We start from the raw sequence: 17,366 nt of genomic DNA, 5'->3' as shown, positions 1-17,366 counted from the left end.
GAGTAATACAACAATGCGAGCAATCATTCTTGCCGCGGGCCTTGGCCTGCGCTTGCAGCAGCAGGCGGGGGCACAGTTCCCCAAGTGCCTGTTGCGCTTCGACGGAACCACGCTGCTCGAGCGGCATGTGCGCATGCTGAATGCAGCGGGCGTGCAGGACATCGTGCTCGCGCTCGGCTTCGAGCCACAGCAGGTGGAAGCCGAGGTCGATCGCCTCGGGCTGGCCCAACGTCCCGAGATCGTGATCAATGAACGTTTCGACCTCGGCAGCGTGCTGACCGTGCATACCGTGGCGGACGCCATGACGCGCGGCGGCGATGTGCTGCTGATGGATGCGGATGTGCTCTACGACGAGCGCATCCTCCACGCGCTGGTCGCGGGCGAGTCCACCAACCGTCTGCTGATCGACCGTGACTTCGAGGCGGGCGACGAGCCCGTCAAGCTGTGCCTGAAGAACGGCGTGCCCGTGGAACTGCGCAAGCAGCTGATGGCGGATCTCGAGTACGACACCATCGGCGAGTCGGTCGGCTTCTTCCGTTTCGACGAGAAGACCGCGCGCCGTCTGGCCGAGATCGTGGCCGATTATGTGAACGGCGGTCGCGCCAAGATGCCGCATGAAGAAGCGGTGCGCGATCTGCTGCTGGAGGGTGGTCACACGTTCGATACCGCCGACGTGACCGGTGCCCCCTGGATTGAAATCGATTTCCCTGGCGATGTCACACGCGCCGCCCAAGAAGTCCTGCCCCAACTGACGCGACCTGTAGGAGCTGCTCAATGAACGCCATCGACCCGAACCTGCTTTCGACCTCGCGCGCGGCCCGTCTGCGCCAGATGCTCCAGAGCAACGACCTCGAATTCATCATGGAAGCCCACAATGGCTTGTCCGCGCGCATCGTGCGCGAGGCGGGCTTCAAGGGTATCTGGGCCTCGGGCCTGGCCATTTCCGCGCAGTTTGGTGTGCGTGACAACAACGAGGCCAGCTGGACCCAGGTGGTCGACAACCTCGAGTTCATGGCTGACGCCAGCGATCTCCCGATCCTGCTCGACGGCGACACCGGCTACGGTAACTTCAACAATATGCGCCGCCTGGTGCGCAAGCTCGAACAGCGTGGCATCGCCGGCGTCTGTATCGAGGACAAGCAGTTCCCGAAGACCAACAGCTTCATCGGTGGTGAGCGTCAGCCGCTGGCCGACATGGACGAGTTCTGCGGCAAGATCAAGGCCGGCAAGGACTCGCAGGCCGACGACAACTTCTCGATCGTCGCGCGCGTGGAAGCACTGATCGCGGGCTGGGGCATGGAAGAAGCGCTGCGCCGCGCCGAGGCTTATCACCAGGCCGGCGCCGACGCGATCCTGATCCACAGCAAGCTGTCGAAGGCGGACGAGATCCTGACCTTCGCGCGCGAGTGGGCCGGCCGCTGCCCGATCGTGATCGTGCCGACGAAGTACTACAGCACGCCGACGGAAGCGTATCGCAAGGCTGGCATCAGCCTCGTGATCTGGGCCAATCACCTGATCCGCGTGGCCGCATCGTCGATGCAGGCGGTGGCGAAGGACATCTACGAGAACGAGACGCTGGTCAATGTGGAAGACCGCATCGCTACCGTGAACGAGATCTTCCGCCTGCAGGATGCGGACGAGTACTCGGAAGCCGAAAAGATCTACCTGTCGGGCGGCTCGGGCCCGGGCGCGGCCGTGGTGCTCGCGGCCGGCCGTGGCAAGGGCCTCGAGGCGCTGACCGAGGACAAGCCCAAGGTCATGCTGCCGATCGCTGGCAAGCCGCTGCTGCGTCATCTCGTCGATGGCTTCAAGAAGCAGGGCATCAACGACATCACCGTGGTGGGCGGCTATCAGGCCCAGGCGATCGATGCCGCGGGGATCAAGCTCACGGTCAACGACCGTCATGCCCAGACCGGTGAACTTGCATCGCTCGCGTGCGCGGCCAACGCGCTCGAGGGCGACACCGTGATTGCCTACGGCGATCTGCTGTTCCGCAGCTATATCCTGCGCGACCTCGTCGAGAGCGACGCACCGTTCACCGTGGTGGTCGATTCGTCGCAATCGTCGGATAAGGCGGCCTCGAACCAGAGCGTGCGCGACTTCGTGTGGACCTCGGCGGCCGACGATCGCGATCTGTTCGGCCAGAAGATCACGCTGCGCAAGGTCTCGGATGACGAGAACGGTGGCGACGGCAAGCCTCACGGCCGCTGGATCGGCCTTCTGAACGTGCGCGGCGAAGGCGTGGCCAAGCTGAAGAAGCTGCTGGGCGAGCTGGGCGCGCGTCCGGACTTCGATTCCCTCGACATCCCCGACCTGCTCAACGCGCTGGTCGCGGCCGGCGAGGAAGTGGCGGTGACCTACGTGCACGGCCACTGGCGCGGTGTGAACGACTTCGAGGACTTCCGCCTCGCGGGTGACTTCGCGCATTCGCAGACGCCGTTCGCCACCGGTTCCGGCAGCGAGGGCGCCCGATGATCGAGGCGGTCGAGTTCGTCGAGGCCGCGCGGAAGCGCGGCTTCGAATGGTACGCGGGCGTGCCGTGCTCGTACCTGACGCCGTTCATCAACTACGTGGTGCAGGATCCGACGTTGCAGTACGTGTCGGCGGCCAACGAGGGCGATGCGGTGGCGTTTATCGCGGGTGTTACGCAGGGGGCCCGCGAGGGTCGCCGCGGCGTCACGATGATGCAGAACTCGGGCCTCGGCAATGCCGTGAGCCCGCTCACATCGCTGACGTGGACCTTCCGCCTGCCGCAACTGTTGATCGTCACGTGGCGCGGCCAGCCTGGCGGCGCTTCCGACGAGCCGCAGCACGCGCTGATGGGCCCGATTACGCCGGCGATGCTCGACACCATGGACATCCCATGGGAGCTGTTTCCGACCGAGGCCGATGCCGTCGGTCCCGCACTCGACCGCGCGATCGCGCATATGGACAGCACTGGCCGTCCGTACGCGCTGATCATGCAGAAGGGCAGCGTGGCACCGTACGCGCTGGCCTCGCAACCGGCATTGCCGGCGCGCGCGAAGGCCGTTGCGCAGTCCGCATGGCACGACGTGCCAGAGGCGGATCTGCCGACGCGCCGCGATGCACTCGCGCGCGTGATCGCCCATACCCCGCTGGAAGGTACGGTGGTGGTGGCCTCCACGGGCTTCTGTGGCCGTGAACTCTATGCGCTCGACGATCGGCCGAACCAGTTGTACATGGTCGGCTCGATGGGCTGCCTGACGCCGTTCGCGCTGGGCCTCGCGCTCGCGCGCCCGGATCTGAAGGTGGTGGCCGTCGATGGCGATGGCGCCGCGTTGATGCGCATGGGCGTGTTCGCGACCTTGGGCGCGTACGGTCCGTCGAACCTCACGCATGTGCTGCTCGACAACGGCGCGCACGATTCCACTGGCGGTCAGGCGACGGTGTCGCGCAATGTGTCGTTCGCGGGCGTGGCTGCTGCGTGCGGCTATGCGTCAGCGATCGAGGGCGATCGTCTGGAACTGATTGACGAGGTCTTGTCTGCGCCGCCGGCCGACGGCACGCGTTTCGTGCGCCTGGCGATTCGCGCAGGCACCCCCGACGGGCTGCCGCGTCCCACCGTGACGCCGGTGGAGGTGAAGACCCGGCTCGCGCGTCAAATCGGCGCTGACCAGGGTCGCACTGACCAAGGAGCGAAATAATGCTGTTGCTGAACCCGGGCCCTGTCACGCTGAGCGAGCGCGTGCGCAAGAGCCTGTTGCAGACCGATCTGTGCCATCGCGAAGGCGAGTTCTTCGATTTGCAGGACGAAGCGCGCGCGCGCCTGCTGAAGGTGTACGGGCTCGAGCCCGCGCAATGGTCGGCCGTGCTGATGACCGGCTCGGGCACCGCCGCGGTGGAAAGCATGATCGCGTCGCTGGTGCCCGCGCAGGGCAAGCTGCTGATCGTGCAGAACGGTGTGTACGGCGAGCGCATCGCACAGATCGCGACGCAATACCGTATCGAGCATACGCTGGTGACGCACGACTGGAAGAGCGTGCCGGACCTCGCGCGTATCGCGGCGGCGCTCGACGCCGATCCGTCGATCACGCACGTTACCGTGATCCATCACGAAACCACCACGGGCCGTCTCAACGACCTGCCGGCGATCGATGCGCTGTGCCAGTCGCGCAACGTGCGTCTGCTGGTCGATGCGGTGAGCAGCTTCGGTGCCGAGGCGATCGATTTCTCGGGCAGCATCGACGCAGTAGCGGCCACGGCGAACAAGTGCCTGCACGGCGTACCGGGCGCGGCGTTCGTCGTCGTGCGACGCGAGGCGCTGACCAAGGCCGCGCAGCGTGCGTACTACCTCGACCTCGGCCGCATGGCCAAGTTGCAGGATCAGCGCAACACGCCGTTCACGCCCTCGGTGCATGCGTTCTACGCGTTGGTGGAAGCCCTGCGAGAGTTCGAGGACGAAGGCGGCTGGCAGGCGCGTCATCAGCGCTATGCGGCGCTGGCGGAGCAGGTGCGCGTCGGGCTGGCCGAACTCGGCATCGAGCCGCTGTGGGCGCCGACGCAATCGTCAGTGGTGCTGCGCGCGTATCGTCTGCCTGCGGGCGTGACGTATGAGCAGTTGCATGACGGCCTCAAGACGCGCGGCTTCGTGATCTACGCGGGGCAGGGCGGACTGTCGTCGGAACTGTTCCGTATTTCCACGATGGGCGCACTGACGGCGGATGACATGAACCGCCTGCTTCAGGGTTTTCGCGAACTCATTCGCCAGTAAAGGCCACTCCGACTCGCCAAAGTTTCGAGCGACGAAACTTTGATGCGGTGCAAAGTGACATCGATGCGCGAGGGCGCTTATAAGCCCTCTCATTACGCTTCCGATGTTGTTTCATCCCGCAAAACCGCAGCGAGTCAGGAGAGCGCATGACCCCCCAACGCATGTATTTCCTGCGGCCCCTCGTGGCCGCAGCCTTGGTGCCACTCTGGTCCCTGTCGATGGTGTCATCGGCGGTGGCTCAGGAGTGGCCAACCAAGCCGATCCGCATGATCGTGCCCTATCCGCCCGGTGGTCCCACGGACATCGTCGCGCGCGTGGTCGGGCAGAAGCTCTCCGAACGCCTCGGGCAAACCATCGTCGTCGATAACCGTCCCGGTGCCGGTGGCAATATCGGTGCCGACACCGTGGCCAAGGCCGCGCCCGACGGCTACACGTTGCTCGTGGCCACCACCGCGCATGCGATCAACATGACGCTGTTCTCCAAGCCCGGATACAGCACCAGCAAGGACTTCACGCCGGTATCGATGCTGACGAGCGGACCGCTCGTGCTGGTAACCGCGCCGTCGACGCCCGCGAAGAACGTGGCGGAGCTGATCGCTCTGGCGAAGGCCAAGCCCGGCACGATCACGTTCGCGAGTTCAGGCAACGGCCAATCGACACACCTCGCCGCCGAGTTGTTCGACACCATGGCTGGCGTGAAGATGACGCACGTGCCGTACAAGGGCAGCGCGCCCGCGCTGACCGATGTGATGGCCGGACAGGCCACCGTGATGTTCGACACGATGTTGTCGTCGATGCCGTTCGTGCGCGATGGCAAGCTCAAGGCGCTGGCCGTGACTGGCAGCACGCGCTCGCCTGCCGCTCCCGACGTTCCGACCATGGCGGAGGCCGGCGTGACCGGCTACGAAGCCACCGCCTGGAACGGCCTGCTCGTGCCGGCCAACACGCCGCCAGCAGTGGTCACCAAGCTCAGCGAAGCGCTCAAGGCCGTGCTCACGCAGGAAGACGTACGCGCGCGTTTTGCCACGCAGGGTTTCGCCGCCACGTGGACCTCGCCGCAAGACACGGGCAAGTTCATCGCGCGCGAGATTGACAAGTGGGGCAAGGTGGTCAAGGCGTCGGGTGCGACGGTGGATTGATGTCACGGGACCACACGCCCCTTGTCCTGAAAGAACTGCAGGAACGCGCGCAGTTTTCCCGGCATCTGCGCGCGATTTGGGTAGTACAGGTAGAACGGCTCGCGCGGGCGCGTGAAGGTTTCGAGGAGCGGCACCACGTGGCCCTCCTCCAGCGCCTTGCGCGCGAACTGTTCGAAGACGAAGGCCAGACCGCTACCGTCGCATGCGGCATCCAGCACGGTGCGCATCTCACTGAAAATGAGCCGGCCCTGTATGTTGATCGTCAACGGTTCGCTACCCGCGCGAAACTCCCACGGCAGGAATTGGCCGCGATTGCCAATGCGCTGGCGGATACAGTCATGCTGCAGCAACTGGTCGGGACGCTTCGGTTTTCCGTGCGCCTTGACGTAGGCCGGAGCGCCGACCACCAATAGTCGCTGTGGCGGGCCGATGGGTACCGCGATCATGTCCTTCTGCAATGCGCGGCCCAATCGCAGACCCGCATCGAAGCTTCCCGCGACGATATCGCTGAGGCCGTGTTCGACGCTGATCTCGACGGTCAGGTCGGGGTACAGCGCCATGAACTCGCGCAGATGCGGCTGGAGCAGCGCGGAGTGGGCCACGTATGACGTATTGATGCGTAGCTGCCCACGCGGGGCGCTCGACGCGTCCCCGACCTCCTGTACCGAACGGCGGATCTGATCGAGCGCCGGCGCCAGTGTCTCCAACAGTTGCGTACCAGCCTCGGTCAGCGACACGCTTCGCGTGGTCCGGTTGAACAGCCGGACCCGCATCGACGCTTCCAACTGTTTGATGGTGCGCGAGATCGCCGTTGGTGTGATCTCCATCTCGGCGGCCGCACGCGTGAAATTCAGGTGGCGCGCCACGCTGTCGAATGCGATCAGGCCAGGAAGGCTGACGGTGGATGGCGCGGGAGCAGACAGCTTTCTTGCGGTTGGCATGGCATGGATCGGCGGGAACAAGACGCGTCGATTATGAACCTGTAGCTCATATTCCAACAACCGTGCGTCGATTCTCAAGCGGCGCCCGCGGACCTACTCTTCGACCACCGCAGTCGCACTGACGCGACTGCAAAACGATCAACGCCGAGGAGTCACACCATGTCCGTCGTCAACCTTCCCGCTGAGAACACCAGCAGCCCACTCGCTTCAATGAAGGGCCACCATGTCGCCGTGCGCGTGCCGAGCTTCGATATCGCGGTGCAGTGGTACACCGAAATGCTCGACTTTCGCGTGGCCCATCGCTGGACCTATGCCGATCAGCGGCTGGCCTATCTGGCACCCGCCAATGACAATGAGTTCTTCATCGAGATTCTTGGCGATGGGGAACCGCTGCCGATCCCGAAGCCCACGTATAGCGATCTCGGCGACAGTCTGCGTCTGGCTGGCTACCACCACTTCTGCATCAACGTCGACGAGATGGATGCCACGGTCGCCGAGCTGCGTCGTCGTGGTGTGCAGATCGTGACCGAACCGTTCGAGCTGCCCGTGATCGGCCGCAGGCTCGCGTTTATTGCCGACCCGTTCGGCAACCTGATCGAACTCGCTGATGTTGTGGCTTGATTCCGGGAGATCGACATGACCAAGACCTTTCTGCAAATCGGCTCCGGACCGGGCATCGGTCTGGCCACGGCCGAGCGCTTCGCGCGCGAGGGCTACCGCATCGTGGTGGCTTCGCGTAACCCGGCGCGGCTGCGTGCGCATGCGGAGGCAGCCGGCATCGGCGATATCGCGTTCGAGACCGTGGATGCGGCCGATCCATTCTCGGTTGCGGCGCTGGTCCAGCGTTATCGCGAAAGGCTGACGGTGCTGCACTACAACGCAGGCGTGCTGCATTACAGCGCCGATGGTGAGCTGCAAACGCGCACGCTCGAGGACGAGACGGTCGCCTCGCTGGTCTCGGACGTTCACGTGAATATCACGAGCGCGCTCGCTGCGATTGGCGCCGCGGGGGAGGCCATCGAGCATAACGGTGGTGGAAGCATTCTGGTCACGGGCGGGGGGCTGGGCATTCAGCCTTCGCCGCAGTTCCTGACGCTCAGCACTGGCAAAGCGGGCTTGCGTGCCGCTGCGCTGGCCTTGTTCGAACCGATGCAGGCGCGCGGGATCCACCTTGCCGCGGTGACCGTCAGCACGCTGGTCAGCCCGGACTCCGTCCATACGCGGGCGGTAGCCGATGCATTCTGGCAGCTGCACGCGGAACCGCAAGACGCATGGACGCCGGAGATCGTGTACGGCTGATCGCTTGAAACGATGTGACGAATATTCAATTATTTTGAATAACTATGACAGCGATAGCCGACCTTCTCCGGGTCGGCGATCGCTATAGTTCAGCACATGGACAGCGCGGCAACGCAGTCAGGCAAACAAAGCGAAGCCAGCGCCGTCCAACATAACCCCAAACTTATTGAAGTACTTTTTTATTCCGGAGAGAACCATGTCGAACGCCAAGCTGCAAGTCCTGACCCCGCGCAACAGCCAACTGATCTTCATCGACCATCAACCCCAGATGGCCTTCGGTGTGCAGTCGATGGACCGCCAGACCATGAAGAACAACGCCGTGGGCCTGGCCAAGGCAGCGAAGATCTTCGACGTGCCGACCACCATCACCACCGTGGAAAGCGATTCGTTCTCCGGCTACACCTACCCCGAACTGCTAGACGTGTTCCCAGGCAAGCAGACGCTTGAACGCACCTCGATGAACTCGTGGGATGACCAGAAGGTGCGCGACGCGCTGGCCGCGAACGGCCGCAAGAAAATCGTCGTGGCGGGTCTGTGGACCGAAGTCTGCAACACGACGTTCGCCCTGAGCGCCATGCTGGAAGGCGACTACGAGATCTACATGGTGGCCGACGCCTCGGGAGGCACCACCAAGGAAGCGCACGACTACGCCATGCAGCGCATGATCCAGGCCGGCGTGGTGCCGGTCACCTGGCAGCAGGTCCTGCTCGAGTGGCAACGCGACTGGAAGAACAAGGAAACGTACGACGCCGTGACGGGTCTGGCCAAGGAACACTCGGGCGCCTATGGCATGGGCATCGATTACGCCTACACGATGGTCCACAAGGCCGCCCAGCGTACCCAGACCCCGCACCAATCGATTGCACCCATCCACGCTCCGGTGACCGAGTACTGATATCCACGATCGGTGGCGCGGCATGGAAAGTCGCGCCACCCTTTGATGAGCGCACGCGAAGGGCGGCAAACGCTATGACACGCAACAACAACCTAGGTCGCAAGCTGGAAACGGCCGCCGTCGCCTTCGCGACGGGATTCTCATCTCACGGCCACACCTCGTCGTCCCTCGGCGTACTGGCCGGAACACTGGCAGTTTGCGCGTTGGTCGCTCGTAGTACGTTCAACAAGCGCTCACCGACGGCCGGCAGATTCATTCCATTCCACGATAAATCTATGAGAACCATTCGCTTGTAAGCATCATTGCCGTGCGCTTAGCATGACTCCATCAGAGCAAGAAGATCTATACGGAGACATGCCATGAAGAAAGCCTTTCTCGCTGCCGCGGTTTTGTCGGCGGTGTTTGTTCAGCCTGCGTGGTCGCAGGGTGATGCGTATCCGAACAAGCCGATCAAGCTGGTGGTGCCATTCAGCGCGGGTAGCGCGTCTGACACCGCGGCGCGGATCATTGCGGAGGAAGTGCGCGAATCGCTGGGGACCATCGTGGTCGACAACCGGCCCGGTGCGAATGGCATCATTGGTTCGAGCTACGTCGCGAAGTCCGCTGCAGATGGTTACACGCTGCTGCTGACCAGCAGCGCCACGCATTCGGGTATTGGTGCGCTGTACAAGCAGCCGGGCTACGACCCGGTGAAAGACTTTGTGCATGTGTCGCGCATCGCGACGATTCCGATGGTGTTGGTGACGCGTCCTGATGCCCCTTACAAGTCCGCGAAGGATCTGTCGGCGTACGCGCAGAAGAACCAGCTGCGCTACGGCTATGGCAGCGGCTCCGCGCAGATCGCGGCCGCGACGTTTTCGACAATCGCGCATGCGCCGTCCGATGCCATCCCCTACAAGAGCCAGCCGCCTGCGGTGACGGATCTGTTGGGTAGCCAGATCGACTACATGCTGGCCGATACCTCGGTGGTTATGAGCTTCCTGCGCGCGGGCAAGCTCAGCGGCCTGGCGATCACCACGCCGAAGCGTCTGCCCGAACTGCCCAACGTGCCGACCATGGCGGAGGCCGGCTACAAGGACTTCGACCTCGTGGTGTGGGTGGGCCTGGCCGCGCCGGCCGGCACGCCGCCGGCGATCGTCGAGCGCTGGAACAAGGCCGTCAATGCTGCGCTGGCGCGGCCGCAGGTGGCCGAGAAGCTCGCGACGCTGGGCATGGTGGCCAGCCCCAACTCGCCGAAGGAGCATGCGGCATTTGCCGTGGCGCAGCGCGACATCTGGGTATCGCGCGCGACCAAGGCTGGTGTGGAGCAGCAATGACACAAGGCAGTGACAAGCAGCGCGCCGGACCGTTGGCTGGCGTGCGCGTGCTGGACCTGACGTCGGTGATCATGGGCCCGGTCTGCACGCAGATCCTTGCCGACTACGGCGCGGAAGTGGTCAAGGTGGAGCCGCCCGAAGGCGACGTCATGCGTCACGCGGGTGCCAAGCGCGAGCCGGGCATGGGCGCGATGTTCCTGCACGCGAATCAAGGGAAGCAGTCGCTGGTGCTGGATCTCAAGCGCCCCGACGATCAGGAGACGTTGCGCGCGATGCTGCCCGGGTTTGATGTGCTCGTGCACAACGTGCGGCCACAGGCCATGCGTCGGCTCGGGCTCGATGAGGCATCGGTGCGCGTGCTGCATCCCTCGATCGTCTATGCCGAGCTGACTGGCTACGCCGAAGGCGGCCCGCTGCACGGCCGCGCGGCCTACGATGACGTGATTCAGGCCCAGACCGGGCTGGCCGATCTGTTCGCGCGCCAGACCGGCGGCGCGCCGCAGTACGTGCCCACGCTGATCGCGGACCGCGTGACTGGGCTGACCGCGGCACACGCGATTCTTGCCGCGCTGTATCGCCGTCAGCAAACCGGCGAAGGCGACTTCGTGCGCGTGTCGATGTTCGAGACGATCGCGGCGTTCGTGCTGGGCGATCACCTCGGTGGCGCTTCGTTCGAGCCGCCAGCGGGGCCGATGGGCTATAGCCGGCTGCTGACGCCGTATCGCCGCCCGTATCGCACCCAGGACGGCTATATCGCCGCCGTGGTCTACAACGACAAGCACTGGCGCGCGTTCTTCGAGGCGATCGGCGAGTTGCCGACGTTCGAGGCCGACGCGCGCTTCCAGACCGCTGCCGCACGCGCGGACAACTACGACACGATCTACGGATACCTTGCCGAGGTGCTGGTCACGCGCACCAGCGAAGCATGGCTGGCGTTGCTCGAGTCGGCCGATATCCCGTGCGCGCGCGTCAACCGCGTCGAGGACCTACTCGACGATCCACAACTGCGCGCGGTGGATTTCTTCGACGAACGTGATCCACACCAGCGTCACGTGGCCGCGCGCTTCCGCTCGCCGGCCGCTACATCAGTTGCGCAACCGGCGCCGGCACTGCCGCCGCGTACCCCTACCGAATGAGCTTCGATATGCAAGACCTCCGACACCTGACCCTCGATATCGACGATCGTGGCGTGGCCACGCTACAGATTGCCAATGGCACCTCGCTGAACATCCTCGACTCGGACACCATCGTCGAGTTCACGCGCACCCTACGCGCGCTCGCGCGCAACGCCGACATCCGCGTGCTGGTGCTGCGTGGCACCGGCGACAAGGCATTCATCGGTGGCGCCAATATCAAGGAGCTGGCGAAGCTACAGCCCGACACGGCCGTGGCATTCATCACGCGGCTCCATGACCTGTGCGAAGCCGTGCGTGACTTCCCCGTCCCGACGATCGCACGGCTGTCGGGCTGGTGCATGGGCGGCGGGCTGGAGTTAGCCGCGGCGGCGGACATTCGCATCGCCGACACCGATGCGCATTTCGCGATGCCGGAAGTGCGCATCGGGATTCCGTCAGTGATTCACGCCAACCTGCTGTCGCGGCTGATCGGCGAGGGCAATACGCGCTGGCTGCTGCTGACCGGCGCGTCGATCGACGCGACGCGCGCTCAGGCATGGGGCTTCCTCAACGAGGTGGTGGAGAACCGCAAGCTCGACGATGCCATCGCGCACACCGTCGGCGAATTGCTCGAAGGCGGCCCGGTCGCGATGCGCACGCAGAAGGCCCTGTTGCGCGCGTGGGAAGACCCATCGATCGAGCGGGGGCTCAAGACGAGCATCGCGATGTTCGGCGAATCGTATGCGGGGCCGGAGCCCGATGCGTATATGACGCGGTTCTTCGAGCGGAAGGCGGCAAGCAAGAAGCTGGCGTAGCCGCTTGCGCCGTGGCGGGGCTTCATTATATGATTCGTATATGTTTCATATATGGAAGAAATCATGGGCATCGTGAACATCGACGACGAGTTGCACGACCAGCTGCGGAAAGCGAGCGGCGTGTCGTGCCGGTCCATCAACGCGCAAGCCGCCTTCTGGTTGAAGATCGGCATGCTGTGCGAGACAAATCCCACGCAAAGCTTCAATGAGATCGTTGCGCGTGAATTGCGCGCGGCAGGGGTAGCACCGGAACATCTGAAGGTGGCTTCGGCGTGACGAAGCGACCCGAGGAAATCGCCCTGATGGCCGAGTCGGGGAAGCTGCTGGCGGACGTGTTCGCGTATCTGGATCGCTTCGACCTCGCTGGCATGTCCACCATGCAGGTCAACGACCTCGTGGATAGCTTCATCGTGAATGATCTCGACGCTCGTCCGGCCAGCAAAGGGCAGTACGGATACGCTTACGCCCTGAATGCGTCCTGCAACAACGTGGTGTGCCACGGCGTTCCATCAACGGCGGAAATCTTGCGGGACGGCGACATCGTGAACTTCGATATCACGTTGGAGAAGAACGGCTTTATCGCGGACTCCAGCAAGACGTACCTTGTCGGCGAGGTCTCTCCAGCCGCGAAGCGACTCGTGCAGGCAACGTACGAAGCGATGTGGAAGGGAATACAGGCGGTCCGTCCGGGCGCGCGACTTGGGGATGTAGGCCATGCGATCGAGACGCATGCGCGCAGAAGCGGCTACTCGGTTGTGAAGGAGTATTGCGGACACGGCATCGGGCGCGAGATGCATGAGCCGCCAGAGGTCCTGCATTGGGGAAAGCCGCATACCGGCCTGACGCTGCGCGAAGGGATGGTCTTCACCATCGAACCGATGATCAACCAGGGGCGGCATGCGGTGTTTACCGAGGACGACGGCTGGACCGTGGTGACCCGCGATGGGCGACTGTCCGCCCAGTTCGAGCACACGGTGGCTGTCACGGGAAATGGCGTTCGCGTTCTGACTCTGCGTTCGGACGAACGCATCCCGCATCAGTAGTTCATCCCGCCATGAACCTCACGCTTCGCGAATTCCGCGTGTTTCGCGTGGTCTACGAGCTGCGCAGCTTCAGCGCGGCGTCGCAGACCGTCCATATGACGCAGTCCGCGGTCAGCAAGATTTGTCAGGAGATGGAGGCCAAGGTCGGGCAACGGTTGTTCGAGCGCACCACGCGCAAGGTGTTGCCGACCCAGCTGGCCGATCAGCTCTACGTTTATGTGTGCGAGGTGCTTGGCACCATGGACGCGGCCGAGCGCAGCCTGCAGACGCTGCTCGATCTGGAAAGCGGCGAGGTGCGCGTGGCCGCGTCGCCGATGATGACCTATGGTCTGCTGCGGCAGCCGGTGGCGGCGTTTCATGCCGCGCATCCGGGCATCGAGATCGGCCTGCACGAGTTATCGACGGACGAGACGATCGACTACGTCGTCAATGGCAAAGCCGACTTTGGGTTGGTGTCGATCGAGGCCGATCATCCGAAGCTCGCCATCGAGCATCTCTACGACGAAACGCTCCACGCAATCTGCACGCCGGACCATGCGCTCGCGCGCAAGCGCGCGTTGACGTGGGAGGTGCTCGCACGGTATCCACATATCTCGATGCACGCGTCGTTCAGCACACGTCGCACGGTTGACCGCGTGTACGGGCAGCGGGGTTTGAGCTATCGCTCCGCCATCGAGGTCGGCACGGTGCTGTCGGTGCTGGCGATGGTGAAATCAGGCATGGGCATCGCCGTGTTGCCGGGTTATGTGCTCGACTTCGTCAAGGACCTCGGGCTGGTGGCGCGGCGGTTACCGGCGGGTGGATATCGGCATCCGATTTCGTTGATCCGGCGCTGGAATGCGCGGTTATCCAATGCCGCGGAGGGTCTGATCGAGCGCGTCAAGCAGAGCGCGCCGGGATAGCGTGCCAACATCGCGCCAATATCGCGCGCCGGCTCATTTTCGTCTCATTCTCGGCCGGTACTCTGAAGGTGCGGAGGTTCCCGCACTCAAGGAGGTAACAATCATGGGCTTTCGACTTGAAGTTTCGCGCGCCGACGACACCGCCGCCGGACGGACGCTGAAGATTCCCGAAATGGGCCTCGAACTCAAGGTCCGCGTGGATGGCGCCACCACCGGCGGGGTGCTCGAGATGCTCGATACCACCCACGCGCCGGGCTTCGGCCCCCCGCCGCATCGTCATCGTCAGACCGAGATCTTCCGGATTGTTCAGGGCAAGTATCGGTTCGAGGTCGATGGCAAGGAGATCATCGCCTCCGCGGGCGATGTGGTGACGGTGCCGGGTGGCGCGGCGCATACGTTCCGGAATGTCGGGCCGGGCATCGCCAGGCAGATTGTGACCGTGCTGCCGTCGCTGCATTCGCGGTTGTTCTTCGCCGCGTTGGCCACGATGCAGCGCCAGCACAATGTCTCGCGGCGCGATCTGATGGCGTTCGGACGGGCCTGGGGTGTGGAGTTTCTGGTCTCGACCGATCCCGCCGAGCCGCTCTATGCCGGACCGGGCGATGGCGAATCCGCCAACGCCGAAGCGAGCGCACACGCGGCCTGACAGCCAAGGCGCGGCAACATATCGCAACAATTGCTTGTTGCATCGGCAAGGGTCGGGTTCAGTTTCGGACAGAAAAGGCCGTAATATTGCGCAGACTCTTTTCAGATCGCATCCGATGCACAAGGCTCTTCGTTTCACCGCTTTCCTGATTGCCACCGCTGTGGCGCCCGCCGCGCTGGCACAACCCGTGCCGCCGGCGGCCGCGCCGTTGGGCCTCGAGCTCGGCGTAAGCAAATGCGCGCGTCTGACGCATGCGCAGAACCATGTCAACGCGGGCAAGGCGGCGTGGGCGGGTGGCGATGCCATCGAGGTCAAGCACCTCGAGCGCTTCAACCTGCCGGGGCTCACGCGCGTGATCGTGAACTGCGATGCGTCGGATGCGGTGGCACTGATTACGCTAACGTTCGACCGGCCCGCGCTCGATGACGTGACCAAGAAGCTCGACGCACGCTATGAGTCGAAGCGCAAGACGGACCCCGGCGCGGAGAATGGCTACGCCGAGTGGGCGGCGGCCAACGGCAGCATCGAGTTGTTGTACGGGCGCGATGGTAAGCAGTTCACGACGGCTTACTGGGCCAAGGGTGCGAAGGCGAAGTATTTTGCGTATGGCGGAGCGCAGCCGACAGGGCCCGCTCCGGCACCGGCGGCGCCGGCCGCAAAAGTGCCCGCACCGCTTTGAAACCGAGGGCATGATCAGCTTTTGCCGATCGACAGGATCTCGTTGGCATTGATGATCGCGGCGGCGATGACCTCGGTGGTTACGCGCTTGGTCATGGCCTGGTCGCGGATCAGGTCGTAGGCGGCGCCGTCGCTGATCTGCCGCGTTCGCATCAGGATGCTCTTGGCCTCCTCGATCTGCCGCACGCCCACCAGCTTGGCCTCGAGCTTGCGAATCTTGCGGCAGGCGGTGCCCGCCTGGCCGTGCACCTGCCGCGCTACCACCAGCGCCGACAGCAGGCCAAATGACCGCACCGGCGAGCCCAGCACGGCCTGCGCGCCGATATGGAGTACGGCTTCGACGATGGTCGGGTTCTCGTAGGTGACCACCGCGATCAGCGTCGGCGCGGTCTCCGCCTTGAACCAGTCGAAGCCGAGCTCGATGCAATCGGGCCGCACCGCGAGGAATACCGCATCGACCCCCTCCGGCAACGTCGGCAGCGGGGGCCAGAACGCCTGCACCTGGCAGCCGATGCGCTGCAGCTGATCGGTCAATTGCTTGCCGTCGGCATCGTCGGGATGAAAGACGAGTACGCGCAGCGAGCGCAGGTCCTTGAGAATCTGGGGGGTCGCCCGGATCGTGCGGCGCGGGCCTTCTACGCTCACGTCAGAGCTCCAGCGTCGTCAGCGTGGTGGTCCAGTCCCCGAGCGAATGCGTGACGAGGTATGGATCGGGGTGGACCGGACGCGTGGCCTCCCGCACGATGGTGAACTGGCCGCGCGAATTGGCAATGCCAATGCGCGGATACAGACAGGTGTGGTGGTTCGACGGATCGATGCGGATACGGCCTTGCGGCGCGTCGAACTCGCTACCGAGAATATGGGGCATGATCCGCAGGATCTCGTCGTCGCCACAGCGGCGGAACGCGTTGGCGTAGACGTGCATCTGGAAGTAAGCGGCTTCCCAACACAGATTCGGCACTGAGTCGCCGAACCGGCGGCGCAGACGCTCGAGGCACTTGAGGTTGTCCTCGCGCTGGATCGACTGGAAGTACGGCGCGGCGGTTACGTGGCCGGTGGCCACATCGGCCCCCATCTGGCTGATCTCGGCCTCCGAAGTGGTCAGGCTGGAGATCGGCATGGTGCGGGGATCGAGCCCCGCCTGCGCATACGCGCGATAGAGCGCCGCGGTCGAATTGCCCACCACCGTGGAAAAAATGAAATCCGGCTGCTTGGCCACGATGTCCGCGATGATCGGCGCAAAGTCGCGCTCGTTCGCATCGAGCGGCACGTAGCGCTCGCCGACCTTCTCGCTGTGCTGGCGCTGCAGCACCAGCTCGCCCATGATGCGATTCGATTCGTACGGATAGATGTAGTCCGAGCCGACCAGATACACGCGCGCGCCGAAATTCGCGGTCATGAACTCGGCCAGTTGCACGCTGTTCTGATTCGGTGCCGCGCCGGTGTAGATGATGTTGTTCGAGAACTCGAAGCCCTCGTACAGCGTCGGATAGAACAGCAGCTTGTTCCAGCGCTCGACCACGGGCAGCACGGCCTTCCGGCTGCTCGACATGTAGCAGCCGAAGATCGTATTGACGCGATCCTGCACGATCAGGCGCTCGGCCGTGCGCGCATAGACCGCGGGCGACGATTGCGCGTCGTAGACCACCGGTACCAGTTCGCGGCCGTCGAGGCCGCCGGCCGCATTGATTTCCTCGATCGCCAGCAGCGAACCCTGCAGCTGCGAGTGACCGATGGTCGAGGTGGCGCCGGTCTCGGAGAACAGCACGCCGACGCGCACGGGATCCTTATTGGCCATGGCCAGGGCTCCTCTTGATCATGCATTGCTCGATCATCATGATGGCC

The 17,366-nt window shown here is 64.1% G+C and carries 19 protein-coding genes; 16 read left to right on the top strand and 3 right to left on the bottom strand.

The annotated features are described in order from the left end of the window. Positions 1–13 precede the first annotated feature (13 nt). The 5 genes from LDO41_RS24585 to LDO41_RS24565 all read left to right on the top strand — a co-directional run bounded on the left by LDO41_RS24585 (position 14) and on the right by LDO41_RS24565 (position 5,871). Complete coding sequence (locus LDO41_RS24585) at positions 14–778, top strand: phosphocholine cytidylyltransferase family protein (RefSeq protein ID WP_223993062.1); 765 nt, start codon at positions 14–16, stop codon at positions 776–778. After that, positions 775–2,475 (top strand): phosphoenolpyruvate mutase, encoded by a 1,701-nt coding sequence (gene aepX, locus LDO41_RS24580; protein WP_223993061.1) that lies wholly within the window; start codon positions 775–777, stop codon positions 2,473–2,475. The genes LDO41_RS24585 and aepX overlap by 4 nt, the downstream gene beginning before the upstream one ends. After that, on the top strand, positions 2,472–3,665 hold the full coding sequence (gene aepY, locus LDO41_RS24575) for a phosphonopyruvate decarboxylase (protein ID WP_223993060.1): 1,194 nt from the start codon (positions 2,472–2,474) through the stop codon (positions 3,663–3,665). The genes aepX and aepY overlap by 4 nt, the downstream gene beginning before the upstream one ends. Next, complete coding sequence (locus LDO41_RS24570) at positions 3,665–4,732, top strand: 2-aminoethylphosphonate aminotransferase (protein ID WP_223993059.1); 1,068 nt, start codon at positions 3,665–3,667, stop codon at positions 4,730–4,732. Before aepY ends, LDO41_RS24570 begins: the two co-directional genes overlap by 1 nt. Before the next feature lie 218 nt (positions 4,733–4,950). Next, the gene (locus LDO41_RS24565; protein WP_223993420.1) at positions 4,951–5,871 is read left to right on the top strand and encodes a tripartite tricarboxylate transporter substrate binding protein; all 921 of its coding nucleotides are present in this window, start codon (positions 4,951–4,953) and stop codon (positions 5,869–5,871) included. A 2-nt stretch (positions 5,872–5,873) separates the two neighbouring features. Here the strand turns inward: LDO41_RS24565 and LDO41_RS24560 are convergent, their stop codons facing one another. Continuing rightward, complete coding sequence (locus tag LDO41_RS24560) at positions 5,874–6,812, bottom strand: LysR family transcriptional regulator (protein WP_223993058.1); 939 nt, start codon at positions 6,810–6,812, stop codon at positions 5,874–5,876. Between the two features lie 159 nt (positions 6,813–6,971). Here LDO41_RS24560 and LDO41_RS24555 point away from each other — a divergent pair, with 159 nt between their 5' ends. The 11 genes from LDO41_RS24555 to LDO41_RS24505 all read left to right on the top strand — a co-directional run bounded on the left by LDO41_RS24555 (position 6,972) and on the right by LDO41_RS24505 (position 15,522). After that, positions 6,972–7,433 carry a VOC family protein gene (locus LDO41_RS24555; protein WP_223993056.1) on the top strand — a complete coding sequence of 154 codons (462 nt, stop codon included), beginning with the start codon at positions 6,972–6,974 and terminating at the stop codon, positions 7,431–7,433. 15 nt (positions 7,434–7,448) lie between these two features. After that, positions 7,449–8,111: an SDR family NAD(P)-dependent oxidoreductase gene (locus tag LDO41_RS24550; RefSeq protein WP_223993054.1), complete on the top strand. Its 663-nt coding sequence runs from the start codon at positions 7,449–7,451 to the stop codon at positions 8,109–8,111. A gap of 196 nt (positions 8,112–8,307) precedes the next feature. Further along, on the top strand, positions 8,308–9,006 hold the full coding sequence (locus LDO41_RS24545; RefSeq protein WP_223993050.1) for a hydrolase: 699 nt from the start codon (positions 8,308–8,310) through the stop codon (positions 9,004–9,006). 359 nt (positions 9,007–9,365) lie between these two features. Continuing rightward, complete coding sequence (locus tag LDO41_RS24540; RefSeq protein ID WP_223993049.1) at positions 9,366–10,322, top strand: Bug family tripartite tricarboxylate transporter substrate binding protein; 957 nt, start codon at positions 9,366–9,368, stop codon at positions 10,320–10,322. Further along, the gene (locus LDO41_RS24535; RefSeq protein ID WP_223993048.1) at positions 10,319–11,458 is read left to right on the top strand and encodes a CaiB/BaiF CoA transferase family protein; all 1,140 of its coding nucleotides are present in this window, start codon (positions 10,319–10,321) and stop codon (positions 11,456–11,458) included. Before LDO41_RS24540 ends, LDO41_RS24535 begins: the two co-directional genes overlap by 4 nt. A gap of 8 nt (positions 11,459–11,466) precedes the next feature. Next, positions 11,467–12,252 carry an enoyl-CoA hydratase gene (locus LDO41_RS24530; RefSeq protein ID WP_223993047.1) on the top strand — a complete coding sequence of 262 codons (786 nt, stop codon included), beginning with the start codon at positions 11,467–11,469 and terminating at the stop codon, positions 12,250–12,252. A gap of 63 nt (positions 12,253–12,315) precedes the next feature. Next, entirely contained in the window at positions 12,316–12,528 is a 213-nt protein-coding gene (locus tag LDO41_RS24525) for a ParD-like family protein (protein ID WP_223993418.1), read from the top strand. Next, complete coding sequence (map, locus tag LDO41_RS24520) at positions 12,525–13,295, top strand: type I methionyl aminopeptidase (protein ID WP_223993046.1); 771 nt, start codon at positions 12,525–12,527, stop codon at positions 13,293–13,295. Before LDO41_RS24525 ends, map begins: the two co-directional genes overlap by 4 nt. An 11-nt stretch (positions 13,296–13,306) precedes the next feature. Further along, on the top strand, positions 13,307–14,197 hold the full coding sequence (locus tag LDO41_RS24515; RefSeq protein WP_223993045.1) for a LysR family transcriptional regulator: 891 nt from the start codon (positions 13,307–13,309) through the stop codon (positions 14,195–14,197). Between the two features lie 103 nt (positions 14,198–14,300). Further along, positions 14,301–14,843 (top strand): cupin domain-containing protein, encoded by a 543-nt coding sequence (locus LDO41_RS24510; protein ID WP_223993044.1) that lies wholly within the window; start codon positions 14,301–14,303, stop codon positions 14,841–14,843. 115 nt (positions 14,844–14,958) lie between these two features. Beyond that, a complete protein-coding gene (locus tag LDO41_RS24505) occupies positions 14,959–15,522 on the top strand; it encodes a hypothetical protein (RefSeq protein ID WP_223993042.1) in 564 nt (187 codons plus the stop codon). A gap of 14 nt (positions 15,523–15,536) precedes the next feature. Here LDO41_RS24505 and LDO41_RS24500 read toward each other — a convergent pair whose 3' ends face one another. Next, on the bottom strand, positions 15,537–16,166 hold the full coding sequence (locus LDO41_RS24500; protein WP_223993040.1) for an ANTAR domain-containing response regulator: 630 nt from the start codon (positions 16,164–16,166) through the stop codon (positions 15,537–15,539). A gap of 1 nt (position 16,167) precedes the next feature. Continuing rightward, positions 16,168–17,319 carry a transporter substrate-binding domain-containing protein gene (locus tag LDO41_RS24495; protein WP_223993037.1) on the bottom strand — a complete coding sequence of 384 codons (1,152 nt, stop codon included), beginning with the start codon at positions 17,317–17,319 and terminating at the stop codon, positions 16,168–16,170. Positions 17,320–17,366: the final 47 nt, after the last annotated feature.

This window comes from Cupriavidus pampae, assembly GCF_914271485.1.
GTDB lineage: Bacteria > Pseudomonadota > Gammaproteobacteria > Burkholderiales > Burkholderiaceae > Cupriavidus > Cupriavidus pampae.
The sequence above is the reverse complement of the archived record's forward strand: the minus strand, read 5'-3'. Positions and strand labels throughout refer to the sequence as shown.